This is a genomic window from Oceaniserpentilla sp. 4NH20-0058 (genome assembly GCF_040371755.1).
Lineage (GTDB): Bacteria > Pseudomonadota > Gammaproteobacteria > Pseudomonadales > Oceanobacteraceae > Bermanella.
Genome location: NZ_BAABWE010000003.1, coordinates 1 through 14,672 on the forward strand (window position 1 = coordinate 1; position 14,672 = coordinate 14,672).

Annotated in this window: 15 protein-coding genes and 6 tRNA genes; 6 read left to right on the forward strand and 15 right to left on the reverse strand. The window is 41.6% G+C overall.

Annotation, left to right across the window (positions count from 1 at the left end; genetic code table 11):
- Positions 1–240: 240 nt before the first annotated feature.
- Positions 241–774, reverse strand: coding sequence for a hypothetical protein (locus ABWV45_RS05240; RefSeq protein WP_353349416.1), 534 nt, complete (start codon positions 772–774; stop codon positions 241–243).
- Between the two features lie 336 nt (positions 775–1,110).
- Here ABWV45_RS05240 and ABWV45_RS05245 point away from each other — a divergent pair, with 336 nt between their 5' ends.
- Together ABWV45_RS05245 and ABWV45_RS05250 are read left to right on the forward strand one after the other, a co-directional pair.
- On the forward strand, positions 1,111–1,455 hold the full coding sequence (locus ABWV45_RS05245; RefSeq protein ID WP_353349418.1) for a site-specific integrase: 345 nt from the start codon (positions 1,111–1,113) through the stop codon (positions 1,453–1,455).
- 2 nt (positions 1,456–1,457) lie between these two features.
- The gene (locus ABWV45_RS05250) at positions 1,458–2,099 is read left to right on the forward strand and encodes a tyrosine-type recombinase/integrase (protein ID WP_353349420.1); all 642 of its coding nucleotides are present in this window, start codon (positions 1,458–1,460) and stop codon (positions 2,097–2,099) included.
- A gap of 36 nt (positions 2,100–2,135) precedes the next feature.
- Here ABWV45_RS05250 and ABWV45_RS05255 read toward each other — a convergent pair.
- From ABWV45_RS05255 to ABWV45_RS05310, 12 genes are all read right to left on the reverse strand, one after another.
- Positions 2,136–2,212 (reverse strand) — tRNA-Asp (locus ABWV45_RS05255).
- A gap of 29 nt (positions 2,213–2,241) precedes the next feature.
- Positions 2,242–2,317, reverse strand: a tRNA-Val gene (locus ABWV45_RS05260).
- 41 nt (positions 2,318–2,358) lie between these two features.
- Positions 2,359–2,435, reverse strand: a tRNA-Asp gene (locus ABWV45_RS05265).
- Between the two features lie 45 nt (positions 2,436–2,480).
- Positions 2,481–2,556: transfer RNA gene (locus ABWV45_RS05270), tRNA-Val, on the reverse strand.
- A 57-nt stretch (positions 2,557–2,613) separates the two neighbouring features.
- Positions 2,614–2,690 (reverse strand) — tRNA-Asp (locus tag ABWV45_RS05275).
- Between the two features lie 52 nt (positions 2,691–2,742).
- A tRNA-Val gene (locus tag ABWV45_RS05280) sits at positions 2,743–2,818 on the reverse strand.
- 210 nt (positions 2,819–3,028) lie between these two features.
- Positions 3,029–3,349, reverse strand: a complete 321-nt coding sequence (locus ABWV45_RS05285; protein ID WP_353349422.1) for a ComEA family DNA-binding protein — start codon at positions 3,347–3,349, stop codon at positions 3,029–3,031.
- A gap of 120 nt (positions 3,350–3,469) precedes the next feature.
- Positions 3,470–4,165 carry an orotidine-5'-phosphate decarboxylase gene (gene pyrF / locus ABWV45_RS05290; protein WP_353349424.1) on the reverse strand — a complete coding sequence of 232 codons (696 nt, stop codon included), beginning with the start codon at positions 4,163–4,165 and terminating at the stop codon, positions 3,470–3,472.
- On the reverse strand, positions 4,158–5,336 hold the full coding sequence (locus ABWV45_RS05295; RefSeq protein ID WP_353349426.1) for a tetratricopeptide repeat protein: 1,179 nt from the start codon (positions 5,334–5,336) through the stop codon (positions 4,158–4,160). The genes pyrF and ABWV45_RS05295 overlap by 8 nt, the downstream gene beginning before the upstream one ends.
- 6 nt (positions 5,337–5,342) lie before the next feature.
- Positions 5,343–5,624, reverse strand: coding sequence for a LapA family protein (locus ABWV45_RS05300; protein WP_353349428.1), 282 nt, complete (start codon positions 5,622–5,624; stop codon positions 5,343–5,345).
- Positions 5,625–5,687: 63 nt separating this feature from the next.
- Entirely contained in the window at positions 5,688–6,455 is a 768-nt protein-coding gene (gene xni / locus ABWV45_RS05305) for a flap endonuclease Xni (RefSeq protein WP_353349430.1), read from the reverse strand.
- Positions 6,452–8,248 (reverse strand): ABCB family ABC transporter ATP-binding protein/permease, encoded by a 1,797-nt coding sequence (locus tag ABWV45_RS05310; protein ID WP_353349432.1) that lies wholly within the window; start codon positions 8,246–8,248, stop codon positions 6,452–6,454. Before ABWV45_RS05310 ends, xni begins: the two co-directional genes overlap by 4 nt.
- A 592-nt stretch (positions 8,249–8,840) precedes the next feature.
- Between ABWV45_RS05310 and ABWV45_RS05315 the strand changes: the two genes are divergently transcribed.
- Positions 8,841–10,871: an alkyl/aryl-sulfatase gene (locus ABWV45_RS05315; RefSeq protein WP_353349434.1), complete on the forward strand. Its 2,031-nt coding sequence runs from the start codon at positions 8,841–8,843 to the stop codon at positions 10,869–10,871.
- Here the strand turns inward: ABWV45_RS05315 and dinB are convergent, their stop codons facing one another.
- The gene (gene dinB, locus ABWV45_RS05320; RefSeq protein WP_353349436.1) at positions 10,872–11,903 is read right to left on the reverse strand and encodes a DNA polymerase IV; all 1,032 of its coding nucleotides are present in this window, start codon (positions 11,901–11,903) and stop codon (positions 10,872–10,874) included.
- A gap of 61 nt (positions 11,904–11,964) precedes the next feature.
- The gene (locus ABWV45_RS05325) at positions 11,965–12,813 is read right to left on the reverse strand and encodes a flagellar protein MotY (protein ID WP_353349908.1); all 849 of its coding nucleotides are present in this window, start codon (positions 12,811–12,813) and stop codon (positions 11,965–11,967) included.
- Positions 12,814–13,059: 246 nt separating this feature from the next.
- Here ABWV45_RS05325 and rnt point away from each other — a divergent pair, with 246 nt between their 5' ends.
- The 3 genes from rnt (at position 13,060) to ABWV45_RS05340 (ending at position 14,652) form a co-directional block, all read left to right on the forward strand.
- The gene (rnt, locus tag ABWV45_RS05330) at positions 13,060–13,698 is read left to right on the forward strand and encodes a ribonuclease T (RefSeq protein WP_353349910.1); all 639 of its coding nucleotides are present in this window, start codon (positions 13,060–13,062) and stop codon (positions 13,696–13,698) included.
- Positions 13,699–13,802: 104 nt separating this feature from the next.
- Positions 13,803–14,237 (forward strand): YeeE/YedE family protein, encoded by a 435-nt coding sequence (locus ABWV45_RS05335; protein WP_353349438.1) that lies wholly within the window; start codon positions 13,803–13,805, stop codon positions 14,235–14,237.
- A gap of 1 nt (position 14,238) precedes the next feature.
- Complete coding sequence (locus ABWV45_RS05340) at positions 14,239–14,652, forward strand: DUF6691 family protein (protein WP_353349441.1); 414 nt, start codon at positions 14,239–14,241, stop codon at positions 14,650–14,652.
- Positions 14,653–14,672: the final 20 nt, after the last annotated feature.

Below are 14,672 nucleotides of genomic sequence, written 5' to 3' on the forward strand. Positions count from 1 at the left end.
TAAATTCAATCTGTTCGCGTTTTTTAGCCATCCAAACTCACCTCAAATAACAATTTAGATATTTACGCGATCCGCAAATATTTAATGCCGCTATAATGGGTGTCTAAATTATTTTTTTTTGAATTATTCTGCTATTAATTGATGGTTGGGATGTAAGCACCCCCCCCGATAATAGAAATAAACAAACATAAGATAGTACTTCTACACATAAATTGGCCTTTTAAGCTTATAACGCCCCTATTACGGGTTAATCCCGTACATAGGTTTGTTAGTATTTAGCTGTTCTGTGAATTCTTTAATTAACTCTTCTTGTTTATCTGAGCGAATAATTTTATCTAGTTTCGGGGCGACTTCCGTTAAAAATAGTACTACTAGGTCTGACTTATCCCAAGGGTCACCTTCTGTGTTGTTCATATAATCTACAACATATCGTATTAGACTTTCATTTAAGTCATACCAAATATCTGGATTAACAGTTAGGCTAGGTTCTTGTGCAACCATTAGCTCGTTTAATCCGTCCATTGCCTTTTTGACATTCTCTTGTTTGGAGTTTACATAATTAACATACTCGGTACGCACCTCCATTCTTTTAGCAGCCCATTTATTTAATAAATGAATTAAATAAACGAGTACTCCAAGAACTATAATTATAACTCCTAACTTCTTCCAAGTAAGAACATCCATGACCTTCAACAAGAGAAGCCCTAATAGAGAAAAAACGGCGTAATATTTTAATTGAACAATTCTATCTTTGTCTTTTTCTTCTTGATTCATAATTAATTACTAACATTTTAATCGTGCGCATGCGCGTTTTTGCAGTTCTGATTTTGAAGGGAAAATCGCTTGGAAGACTCGCCATTACTGGGCTGTAGACCAAATTCCGTTTCGGCTTCTCAGGAAAAACGCGCATGCGCGGTATTACCCTAATTGCGGGTTCTCGCAATCTCAGGATTAATTTTTATAAGTCGTTGATATTGCACGATTTAAATTCAGGGCACCAGTAAAAACACGCACTATTTTCATATTTGAATGTAAAAACACGCATGGATTCCTTGATTTATTGAAAATATACTGTTTATTTATACAGTATTATTACTGCAAGGAATGATCATGTCTAAAAGCCCATTTTTGAATCAAATTCGCCAAACAATGAGAATGCGTGGCTACAGCATTCGCACAGAAAAAACATACATCGGTTGGATTAAGCACTACATCCGCTACCATGGCAGGAAGCATCCAGCTGAGTTAGGGGCCGAACATGTAAAGGGGTTTCTTTCTTATTTGGCTAATTCTCGTAATGTAGCTATTAACACACAAAAAACGGCATTGAATGCACTGGCTTTATTATACAATCAGATACTTAGGCAACCTTTTGGTGATTTAGAGTTTCAATACGCCAAACAAGGTCGCCGATTACCCATCGTATTATCTCAATCAGAAGTATCCAAATATTAACCATGCTCAATTGTCGAAATAGGTTAATATTTTCAATTTTGTATGGGTCTGGATTAAGAATCACGGAATGCTTACGCCTTAGGGTGCAAGATATTAACCTTGAACAAGGCTCAATGACTGTTCGCAACGGGAAAGATAATAAAGATAGGGTCACAATTCTCAGCCACTCACTGATCCCAGCGATTAAGGCACAAATACAGACAAGTTTAGTATTACAAAAAGAAGATAATAAAAATCAAGCTGGCCCTTCCCTACCTCATATGCTTGGTAAAAAATATCCAAGTGCATATAAGCAACCAGCATGGATGTATCTTTTCCCTTCAACTACGTTATGCCAACACCCTTATACAGGTATCACTTGTCGTCATCACCTGCATGATTCCGTTCCTAGAAAAGCATTATCAAAAGCCGTTAATAAAGCAGGCTTGTTTAATAAGAAAATTGGTTGCCATACATTTAGGCATTCTTTTGCCACTGAGCTTTTACACAGTGGTAGGGATATTAGAACCATACAGGAATTATTAGGCCATAAAGATGTGACAACCACTCAAATATACACGCATGTGATCGGCCAACATTTTGCAGGCACAACTAGCCCATTAGAAAGTTTAAGATTTACTAATAGTGAAGATATAACTGTTTAAGATGATGTGCCAGAAAGGCAATGGGAAAAGTATGAATGGCGGACTGGACGAGACTCGAACTCGCGACCCCCGGCGTGACAGGCCGGTATTCTAACCAACTGAACTACCAGTCCGCATTAGAATTACTTATAACAAGTAAAATTGGTGGGTGATGACAGGATCGAACTGCCGACCCCCTCCTTGTAAGGGAGGTGCTCTCCCAGCTGAGCTAATCACCCAAAACCAAACACTTTCGTGTTTTTTGCATTTAAAAATAAAGTGGCGGACTGGACGAGACTCGAACTCGCGACCCCCGGCGTGACAGGCCGGTATTCTAACCAACTGAACTACCAGTCCACTTTATATTGATGTCAAACAGACATCGCCAATCTTTGGGAAGATTGGTGGGTGATGACAGGATCGAACTGCCGACCCCCTCCTTGTAAGGGAGGTGCTCTCCCAGCTGAGCTAATCACCCAATTAAATGCATCTAGTTTACATCAAGATTTGATGAGCTTTTTACTAAAGCTAAAGTTGGCGGACTGGACGAGACTCGAACTCGCGACCCCCGGCGTGACAGGCCGGTATTCTAACCAACTGAACTACCAGTCCAGATTGATACCTAAGTATCTACTCGCTTAACAAACTTTTCTCTAAGAGAAATTGGTGGGTGATGACAGGATCGAACTGCCGACCCCCTCCTTGTAAGGGAGGTGCTCTCCCAGCTGAGCTAATCACCCTTGCCAAGCGAGATGCGCATTTTATATAACTTAATGCCCAAGTCAATCACCTTTTTGAAATTTTTTTCATATTTTGCAAGCACTTAGCGAGTTTTGTGTATTTATCAAACAGTTACAGCGCTTTACTAAATCTAGTGGTTTATTGCCTTTTTCTTGTAGGCAAAAATAAACCCAGATGAATCTGGGCTTATTGGACAGTTTAGTTAGTTACTATTGAGCAACTAACAAGCGGCTTCGATTTCGCTCAATTGTGCTGTCCCCTATTCCTTTTACTCGGGTTAGTTCTTCAATGCTGCCAAATGGCCCGTTTAATTCTCGGTCTTTTACTATTTCTTGAGCTTTCTTCTCACCAACTAAAGTTAAGCTGGCCAGCTCTTCTGCACTGGCTTGGTTAATATTGATGGGGCTAGCCACCTGAGATGTGCTGGCTTGTATAGTGGCTGCCTGCTCTTGAGCATAGTTGGGTAGCGAGAGCGCCATTAAGGACAGTGTGAGTGTGGATAATTGAGCAAGGGTTTTAAGTGATTTCATGTTGTATCCTCCTTGAGAGTCTTAACCCTATCAAGGAGGAACACGCCTTTGCGTAAGATATTTCTCACAGTGTTGTAATCTATTTTATAGACGTTTTTAGCTGTCAGTCATTAGCATGAATTAGCTTCGTAATTCTTGCTCTATCATGGTGAGCGCTTCAATTGGGTCACTGGCTTGAGTGATTGGTCGGCCTATTACCATGTAATCCACACCGGCCTCCACGGCTTGTTTAGGGGTCATGATGCGTTTTTGATCACCTACAGCAGCAAAACTTGGGCGTATGCCTGGGGTCACCAATTTGAAATCGTTTCCGCACAGTTGCTTTAACATAACTGCTTCTTGCGCCGAACATACAACACCATCTAAGCCGCTTTTCTTGGTAAGTTGAGCAAGACGCTTAACTTGTTGCTGTGGTTCTATATCTAAACCAATACCAGCAAGGTCGCTTTGTTCCATGCTGGTTAACACTGTTACACCGATCAGTAATGGCTTTTGCTGAAACTTATCTAGCGCTTCGCGGGCGGCGCTCATCATTTTTTCGCCGCCACTGGCGTGTACGTTAACCATCCATACCCCTAAATTTGCGGCCGCTGCTACTGCTTTGGCGCAGGTATTTGGGATGTCGTGAAATTTTAAATCTAAAAAGACATCAAAACCTTTTGCTTGTATGGTTTCTACCAATTGCGGGCCTTCACAGGTAAACAGTTCTTTACCTATTTTTAAGCGGCATCGACTTGGGTCTAAGCGTTCGACTAATTCGAGTGTTTGCTTGCGATTATCAAAATCAAGTGCCACAACAATGGACTTATCAGACATTTTGAATCCTTACTTTGGGCTGCGGCTTCAATTTATTGTTATGGATATAAGCCAATTTAGGGATAAAGGTTTCCCACTCTTTACAACTTGGGCAACGCCAGTGATGCTGATCTGCATCAAAACCACATTGGCGGCAGATATAATCATCGGTTGATTGCTGAAGTTGCAACATAATGTGTTTAAGATTTTTCACATAGTCCAACGATAATGCTTCGCCTTTTTCAATTAAGTTATCCAATAATAAGCTGAAGCCTTCGTAGGTGGGCACCTGTACAATGCATTCGGTTAATTTTTCAATTGCTTGGTCTAACCCCTGATGTGTTGCTATGTGTTGTACGTAGCTGTGTAAGCTCAGGGGCATTGGGTGATCTTGCCATTCTTGTTCCAGTAGGCGCTCTAACTCTTGCGGGCGATGCCTTTGCTCGAACAAGGTTTTAAGCTGTGGCAAAACTACTGCGAGTAAACTTGGGTCATAACTCAACGCTTCTTTTATGCTTGCCAGCATTTTATTAGGGATACCTTCTTTTTCAGCTAGGTTTGCTTCTAGCAATAATGCGCGAACACAGCGAGCATCTAACTTTAAGGCTCGTTGAATATAGCGATTAGCATCGCGCCAATTTTGCTGGTTCATGGCATCATCCGCTAGTTCGCAACAGGCATACGCTATGGCTTTATTTTTTTTCAAGTGCTTAGCTTCATGAGCAAGCTCTAGGATGCTTTGCCAGTCCTGTTCTTCTTCGTATAAGGTAATTAGTTGAGTCAGCACTTTTGACTTCAAATGAGTATTGGCTTTTAGCAATTCTTTCAATAGACGCTCAGCTCGGTCTAATAACCCCGCATTGAGGTAATCAGAGGCTAATGCTAGCTGAATTTCGGCGGAAAGTTTTTTATCCAGATCAGGGCGAGCAAATAAGCTTTGATGTATGGATATAGCTTTATCAATTTCACCTCGACGACGATAAAACGTGCCTAGGCTCAGTTGCAGGTCAAGGGCTTCTTCACGCTCCGCCATGCTTAATATGGCTTGCATGGTTTCAGACTGACGATCCCCCGCAAGCATGTCTAAACTAGGAAATGCTTGATTATTGGATTTTTTTCGGCCTTCTTGACGGCCCAGTATCCAGCCTAAGGCTATCGCCAATACCAGAATACCTAACAATTGTAGATCCATAGATGATTACTGTAATTGCTCTAAACGTTTAATGGACTGATCCAATTGCTTTTGCAGCTTTTGACTGCGACGTGTGACTTTCACCAGCCAAAGGCTATTAATAAACATACCTAACAAGGCACCAATTAAAATGCATACAACCATTAAAATGCCCAGTGACATTTGTGGGCTTTGCCATAGTTCTAAATTCACACTGACCATATCGCTATTGCGTACGGTTAATATGATACCCATTAAAATAATCATTAGGGCCACTAAAAAGCTTAAAAATGCTTTAATCCAAGCCATGGTTACATCCTAAGTTTAAAACTATTGTGATTATCCCTGTTGCTAGGCAGGGTTGCAATGCATCTATACCAGTGGACGGTATCTTAAGTTTTGTAAATTAAGCTCTAAGTGGCAATCTGTTTTTAAGCGTACGAGAATCCTCGCTAACAGCGCCACTCGGTAATCTTGCTGTAGGCTATTACCCACTTTGCCTTTTATACTTTCACTATGAATCAGTATTTGATCTAAATCTCCGTACTCATCCAATAATTGCCCTGCTGTTTTTGGACCGATACCAGCAATACCCGGTACATGGTTGGTGGTATCACCTACCAAACTTAAAAAGTCCACTAATTGATGGGGCTGCAGTCCCAGCTGTTGCTGTACGTCGTCTTCATTTAAAAAACGCTTATCGAAGTGGTGGTATAAGCGTATACGTTGATCCGCAATCTGCATAAACCCTTTATCTGTGGATACAATTGTCACCTGCCCGCCCTTTAAGCTGGTTTTTACTGCCAAAGTCGCTATGACATCATCCGCTTCGTATTCATCAAATACCATGGAGGCAATACCAAGGCCTTTAAAATGCGCCATATAGTTTTCAAGCGCACCTGCTAGCTCTTCTGGCATGGGCTTTCTGTCCGCTTTATATGCTGGGTATAAGCTGTGTCGCCATGTTGGGCCTTTACCATCAAACACACATGCCACATGGCTCGCACCGACTTTTTCAATATCTTTTAATATGGCGTTTTGGCTTAACAATAAAGTTTGTTCTATGGCGTCTCCATTTTGCGGTTGTGCCGCATAAATTCGCCTAATGAGATTCATGGCATCAATCAATAATAAGGTCATGGTTTATCACTACTGTTATGTTGTTGCATAGCCCATAACTCAGCATAACGACCCTTGCGTGCCATAAGCGCAAGGTGATTGCCCTGTTCAACGATTTTGCCTTGTTCTAACACCAGTATGCGATCAGCGTTAACTATCGTGGATAAACGGTGAGCAATAACCACCGAACTCTTGCCTTGAGAAACTTCGTTAATGGCATCTAATACAGCTTTTTCTGAATAGCTATCTAGCGAGCTAGTAGCCTCATCAAATAATAAGATATTAGGTTGCTTTAATATGGTACGAGCAATGGCCACACGTTGCTTTTCACCCCCTGATAATTTCAAACCACGCTCGCCTACCTCTGTGTCGTAGCCTTTTTCTAAACGAGAAACAAAGGTTTCTAAGTGAGCCAATTTAATGGCTTGTTTTACTTCTTCATCGCAAGCTTCGGGTCGACCATAGCGGACATTTTCTAATAGTGTGGTATTAAACAAAACCGTGTCTTGAGGCACCACACCAATGGCATTACGCAAACTTTGTTGGGTGTGCTGTTGTATATTTTGCCCATCTATTCGTATTTCACCGTTTGCTACGTCGTAAAAGCGAAACAGTAATTTGCCTATTGTGGATTTACCAGCACCACTACTGCCCACTAATGCCACTTTTTCACCAGGCAGTACAGTAAAGCTTATATCGTCAATGATTTTTCTATCATCATAAGAGAAACTCACGTGATTAAATTCAATTAAGCCTTTGCTAACACTAAGCTCTTTGGCATCTGTTGGATCTGCCACTTTAGGAATCACGTTTAACAAGGAAAACATTTTTTCGATATTTGTCATTGAGCTTTTAATTTCACGATACACGAACCCTAAAAAATTTAGCGGCATGAAAATTTGCATCATAAATGCATTCACTAAAACAAAATCGCCAATTGTCATGCGCCCTTCACTGACTTCAAAAGCCGCCAGCATCAGCATGGCTGTCATGGAAGCCGAAATAATTAACGCTTGTCCTGCGTTTAACATGAACAAAGTTAAGCGATTTTTACGTTTAGCCGTTTCCCATTTGGCAAGGTCTTCATCGTATAATTTTGATTCATACTGCTCATTGGTAAAATATTTCACTGTTTCAAAGTTTAATAGGCTATCTACCGCCCGACTATTAGATTGACTATCGGCCTGATTTGCTTCGCGAATAAACTGAGTACGCCAATCCGTGGTTTTTTTCGAAAACCACACATAAGACACCACAGAAGCAAACACTATGAGGGCAAATTCAAACCGATACTGTTGCCATAGAATCCCCATAACAAAAAACAGCTCAAGGAAGGTCGGGACAATGTTAAATACCAAGAAGCGCATTAAAAAACTGATGCCGCTTGTACCGCGTTCAATGTCACGGGACAAACCACCAGTACGCCTTGAAAGATGAAATGATAAATCCAATGCATGAAGGTGCTTAAACACGCTTAAACCAATGCGACGCATGGCACGCTCGGTCACTCGACCAAACAAGGTATCGCGTATTTCGCCTAATATTACGCTGCTTAATCGTATCAACCCATATGCTACGACCAATGCAATGGGCACCACAATTAGCTCGGCAACGCCATTCATTTGGGTATCAAGGCTATCCACCACTTGCTTTAAAACAAACGGCATACCCACACTGGCCACTTTGGCTAATACCAAACAAATAATAGCTAGAAATACTCGATGCTTAAACTCAGTCAGGTATGGCCAAATTTGTTTAATCACAGACCAATCGATTGATCGGTTTGGGTCAAAGTCTGAACCCATAGAGCGCATGAATATTCCTTAAAAGATGTGTATTAATACTTAAAACTACTGATCAGCAAACCCAATCACTGCAAAGTACGCGGGCAGTATGCACCAACAAAAACAAACTTACGTCACAATATTAATTCAGTATAGTAATGACTAATAAATATACAGGAGGAAAACAATCACACCGAATCAACTCACTATTACACCCAGACCAAGCATCTTACTTGAGTTGTGGGAGTGAATGCATCACGAAGAAGTAGATTTGAAGAAAATAACGAAATTAATTCGTAAAGATATAGCGCAAGTTCCATTGTAATTGTTACAGTGAATAGCCTTAGCGGAGACTATTCCGCAAAAATCATATCTTTTGACCCCGCTATTACGCAGTTAGTGGTTAGATGAGTCATTAATTTAATGAGATCACCACCTGCAAGTGGCTCTTTCTAACAAAACAATAGAACACTGGCCGCAACATATTACTAACCGCCCTATGAGCTCATTGCCCTCAACTTTACTTTTGTATTACCCCATGACATATTAGAGTCATTACTCTAATCGTATATATTATAAACATAACTAAACTAAATATAACCCACAGGATTTTGGAAGGACTATGCTTAAAATTCTCGCATTTGGCACCACCTACCTAGTGGCCATCAGCTTATTGAGTGGTTGTGACTCACATCCCCAATGGGAGCATAATGCTGACGAGCAAGGTCACACCGCACCTACTGCCGCCACGGCCAATGCCAATAAGGCATTTATCAAAAAGCGTCCTTTTACCAATACAACTGATTTTAAGAACGCCAGAAAAGGCTTAATTGCTCAGCAAGAAAACATGGTAGTCCCCCATCTAAAAAGTGGCACAGTTTGGGATATGACAGAGTATGCATTTATTGATGAAAACGGAGAAAACGCGCCCCCATCGGTTAACCCTAGCCTTTGGCGTCAAGCGGCTTTAAACAATATAAACGGTTTATTCAAAGTTACCGATGGCGTGTATCAATTGCGCGGTTTCGATCTAGCCAACATGAGCATTATTGAAAGTGATAATGGCTGGATTTTAGTCGACCCGTTAACTTCCCGTGAAACCGCCAGCAATGCCTTTTTATTCGCCCAACAACATCTTGGCAAAAAACCAATAAAAGCCATTTTATTTACTCATAGTCACATTGATCACTTTGGTGGCGTACAAGGCATCCTCAAACACCTAAGTGAAAACGAAAAACAAAACCTTAGAATAATTGCCCCAGAAGGATTCGAAGAAGAAGCCACCAGCGAAAATATCATAGCCGGTACTGCCATGGTTCGTCGCGCTATGTACATGTACGGCAAGCAATTAGCCCGAAATGAGCGCGGCCATGTGGGAACAGGTTTAGGTAAAGGCCCTGCGTTTGGTACATTTGGTATCCAAACCCCTACCGATTTAATATCAAAAACCGGTACAGAATTAACCATTGATGGCATACCCATGATTTTCCAAACGGTTTCAGGTTCTGAGGCCCCTGCTGAATTCACTTTTTATCTGCCAAATCATAAAGCTTTCTGTGGTGCTGAATTACTCAGTAACAACCTTCACAACCTTTATACATTACGTGGCGCTAAAGTACGTGACGCGCGTATTTGGAGCGGATTCATTGATGAAGCCCGCACTAAATTCGCCGATGCCGACGTGTATTTTGCCAGTCATCATTGGCCTATGTGGGGTAAAGACAACATCAAAGAATATTTAGCCGTACAGCGAGACACTTATAAATTTATTCACGATCAAAGTGTTCGTATGCTGAATCAAGGTTTCACTCCAAATGAAATTGCTGAAAATTTAGTATTGCCAGAAGCACTAAACAAAGCGTTCCATAACCAAGGGTATTACGGCACCGTGAAGCACAATGCAAAAGCGGTCTATCAGTTCTACCAAGGCTGGTATACAGGTAACCCAGCTAAGCTAGACCCACTACCCGAGACACAAGCTGCCATACGTTACATTGATATGATGGGCGGAGTAGAGGCCGTTTTAGCAAAAGCTCAATCCGAGTTTGAAGCCGCCAGTAATCAATCCGTTGAAGAAAGCATCAAGACGTACCGCTGGCTTGCAGAATTAATGAATCATGCGGTATTTGCACAACCAACAAATGCTCAAGCCAAAGGTCTATTAGCTAAGGTGTATGACCAATTAGGTTATCAGGCAGAATCCGCACCTTGGCGTGATTTTTACTTAACCGGTGCTTATGAATTACGCCACGGTGCACCTGAGCAAGGAATCAGCCCCGCGATGATGAAAGAAGTCCTCGAAGAAACCCCTGTTTCATTTTTCTTCGACAGTATGTCCGTACGCTTAATTGATAAAAAAGCCGAAGGTGTAAACACACGCATTAAAATCACCTTCAGTGATTTAAATGAAAGCTACTTATTAACAGTGAACAACTCTGTTTTTCACCATAAGGCTGTTGAGGCTCACACGCCTGCAGACGCCACATTAACGTTAACTAAAGATCTCTTTGTGAAGATTATTATTGGCGAAGCCGGTATCAAAGATACACTATTTAGCGATGACTTAAGCATTGATGGCAGCAAGTTAGATTTGGTCTCATTTTTTGGCATGCTCGATAACCCAGTAGGTCGATTCAACATCGTTACCCCTTAATTACTCAAACAAACTTAATTGGGCGCTAGGTTGCAACAACTTAGCGCCAATCCCCAATAAACGAATAGCTTGCTGATCCCTTTCACTGGCTTGAATAATCAATTTTAAATAGGTTTTTAAATTTACTTGGGAGCTTTGCTTGGCAAGAGTAGTGACGTTAAAGTCCGCAAACTTTACCTTAACAAACGGCGCTAAACTTTCTAGGATTAGCCCTGCCCGCTCAACACGCTCTAGAAACATGGGCCACATGGCCTCAAGAGCTGCTTCTATTTCCTCTTTTGAAGTTAAATCTTGTGGAAATGTTCGCTCAATACTGATGGACTTCCTTAATCGACTTTGGCTTAAGTTTCGCTTGTCTTCCCCTTTTGAGCGTTCAATCAAGAGTCGCCCGAATTTACCAAAACGTTTTAATAATTGATCGTGGGGGATTTGCCTAATATGACCGCAAGTGTAAATCCCCATATCGTGTAGTTTTTCCGCACTTTTTGGCCCAACCCCTGGGATTTTCTTCACCTCTAATACACTAACAAACCCATCCACTTCACTTGGTAAAACCGAAAACTGACCATTGGGTTTTCGCCAATCACTGGCTACTTTGGCTAAAAATTTATTTGGAGCAATACCCACCGACACGGTAATACCAATCTCATCTTCAATGTGCTGCCTTATTTGCTGAGCCACTTTTGAGCCATTACTGGTAGGTGCTATTTCAAGATAGGCTTCATCAACGGAAACCACTTCCATTTGCAATGCGTATTGCTCTAGGATGGCCATTACTTGCCTAGAAACATCACGATACTTTTGCATATTGCCAGGAATCAGGACCAAATCCGGACACAGCTTTTTCGCTTGAGCGGATGCCATAGCCGAACGTACACCAAATTTTCGAGCTATATAATTACACGTAGAAATCACACCCCGTCGATCAGACGAGCCACCAATAGCCAAGGGTACATGACGAAACTGAGGTTGATCACGCATTTCCACTGCAGCAAAAAAGCAATCACAATCAACATGAAGGACTTGTCGCAAGGCAAGTTACCATACTGTATATAAAAACAGTTATTATGAGTAAGATGTACTGAAAGGCAAGTTAAAATTCTTCTTCCATATCTTCGTCTTCTTTTTCAAGGCGAATGGTTACACGGCGGTTTAAAACTCTACCTGCTCGTGTTTCATTTGAGGCTACAGGGTAACGCTCACCGTGATACCGTGTGGTAAACATTTCAGGGTCTAGCCCTTTTTTTACCATGTACTCAGTCACCTTGACTGCTCGCTGCTCAGATAAACGGCGATTATTGTAACGTCGACCAGAGGAATCACTATGCCCATCAATGTAAAGCGCTTTAATACTGGGGTCGGCTTTGACATACAAAATTATTAGGTCCAGCTTCTTTTTTGAGGGAGCGTCTAAATAATCCCCACCCCCTTTAAATTGAACCTTACTTTTTGCTACTTGGCGAAAGTTAACCGGTAACAATCCCGAAACACAGCCTAAATAATCCTGATAAAAACTATTAAAGTTTGCCGCTGATACTGAAATGCGAATTGGCTCATTATCATCATATCTGGCTTTGCGAGTGAAGGTGGGCTGCATGCCTTGAATCAGTGCTTGCATCATATGGTTAGCACGATTTGGCTCTACTTTCACAGGTTTACTGGTTTGCATTACCGCTACTAAGCCTAAGTCTTCAGCAAATCGGCTTGGCCCCCAAATGGGTGGCTCAATATGCAAAGCCGCTTGGCCTTTCCCCATGAGATTTTTTTTAGTTTTTAGATGAAACATGAGGTCTTCACCGGCTTCATGATAAAACACAGCTTCGCCATAATGGGGAATGGGTTGTACCATCTCGCATTCAAAGATCGAGGGCGAGAGTCGCCATTCAGTTTCTTCAACCGAAGCTTGAAACGTCAACCCATGACAAAGAGTCGATATGATCATCAAACTAAATGCTGTCAACCTAAACACAGGCAATTAAACCCACCAAAACATATGAAGAGACTTGCAAAGGTTATCGGCAAAAATACGGCATACTTGAGCCATTTTTAGCATATATCAGAGGGTTAGTCGGTATATATGAATCTGGTTTCGTCCTGTAAGCCTAGGTAACTGATAAGGCTTAAGGTACAATCTTGGTTTTTAATCTGAACATTAAGGGAATCCGTGGCAGATTTTCATAGTAATCCAATGGCCAGTCGTTTTAGAGGCTACTTACCTGTGGTGGTGGATGTTGAAACCGCTGGATTTAATGCCCAAACCGACGCTTTATTAGAAGTGGCCATGGTCATCATGGATATGGATGAAAAAGGCCTAATGACCCCCGGACCTGAAATGTCCGCTAAAATTAAACCCTTCGATGGCGCAAATATCGAACAAAGCGCTTTAGATTTCACTGGTATCGACCCTTTTGATCCAAACCGTGAAGACGAACACGAAGCCGACGCTTTAAACGACATGTTTAAAACCATCCGCAAAGCCATCAAAATAAAAGGCTGCAAACGTGCCATTCTTGTAGGTCACAATGCTCATTTTGACTTAGGCTTCATCAATGCTGCGGTTGAACGCAACGATATAAAGCGTAATCCATTTCATCCGTTTTCCGGTTTTGATACCGCTACACTAGCGGGTTTAGCCTTAGGTCATACGGTTTTAGCTCGCTCTTGCATGCTAGCTGGTATCGACTTTGATAACAAAGCGGCTCACAGCGCGTTATATGACACTCAAAAAACAGCTGAATTATTTGCTTTAATCGTCAACCAGTGGAACCACATGGGTGGCTGGGACTGGGCTGTACGCAAACATCAAAAAGAACAAGATTTAGATTAGCCCCTGCTTATATCATTAACTTCTAATATTAGAAGTTAATGATATTCGGCCTTTATATTACCTTTCGCTAAAATACCCATACTTTTTTCTATATAGATAACATCATGTTTGAGTCTGTTTCATATATTCATGTTTTAGGCGGTGGCGCACTAATTGGCCTCTCGGCTTTAGTACTATTTTCAGGCATTGGCCGTATTGCAGGTATTTGCGGCATTGCATTTTCATTGCTGGCGGCCCCTGTTTCTACTCAAGTTTGGCGCTTAATGTTTTTAGCTGGATTATTGATCGGTACTTTTTTGTATCATCAAATCAGTGGTCAAGCCTTCCCCCCTGCTCCTGACACAAAATTACCCTTGTTAATCATAGGCGGCTTATTAGTAGGATTTGGTACCGCCATGGGTAATGGCTGCACGAGTGGCCATGGTATTTGCGGGCTCTCTCGGTTTTCTCCTCGATCTATTACCGCTACATTAACCTTTATGGTGTTTGCGATTTTAAGCATGTTTGTGTTTCGTCATATTTTAGATTGGAGTATTTAACATGGAAAAAATCATCGCGTTAATCGCTGGCATTTTATTTGGCGCTGGCCTTGCGGCTTCTGATATGAACAATCCTGAACGGGTTCAAGGATTCTTAGATTTATTAAACTGGGACCCAAGTTTAATGTTTGTAATGATGGGTGCCCTATTAATAGCAGTACCGGGCTTTCAATATTTATTAAACAAACAAGGCAAACCTATTTTTGCAGTTGGGTTTTCATTACCAGCGGGCAAAGATATCGACAAAAATTTAGTGATCGGCTCTGCATTATTTGGCATTGGCTGGGCGATAGTTGGCTATTGCCCGGGCCCAGCTATTGCCTCATTGGTTTACGGCTATCAGGAAGTATTTATTTTTGTCGCGGCCATGCTAGCCGGTGCTAAAACCCAGCAGTTTATTTTTAATACAAAATAAAATATGTTTCATTCTGAATA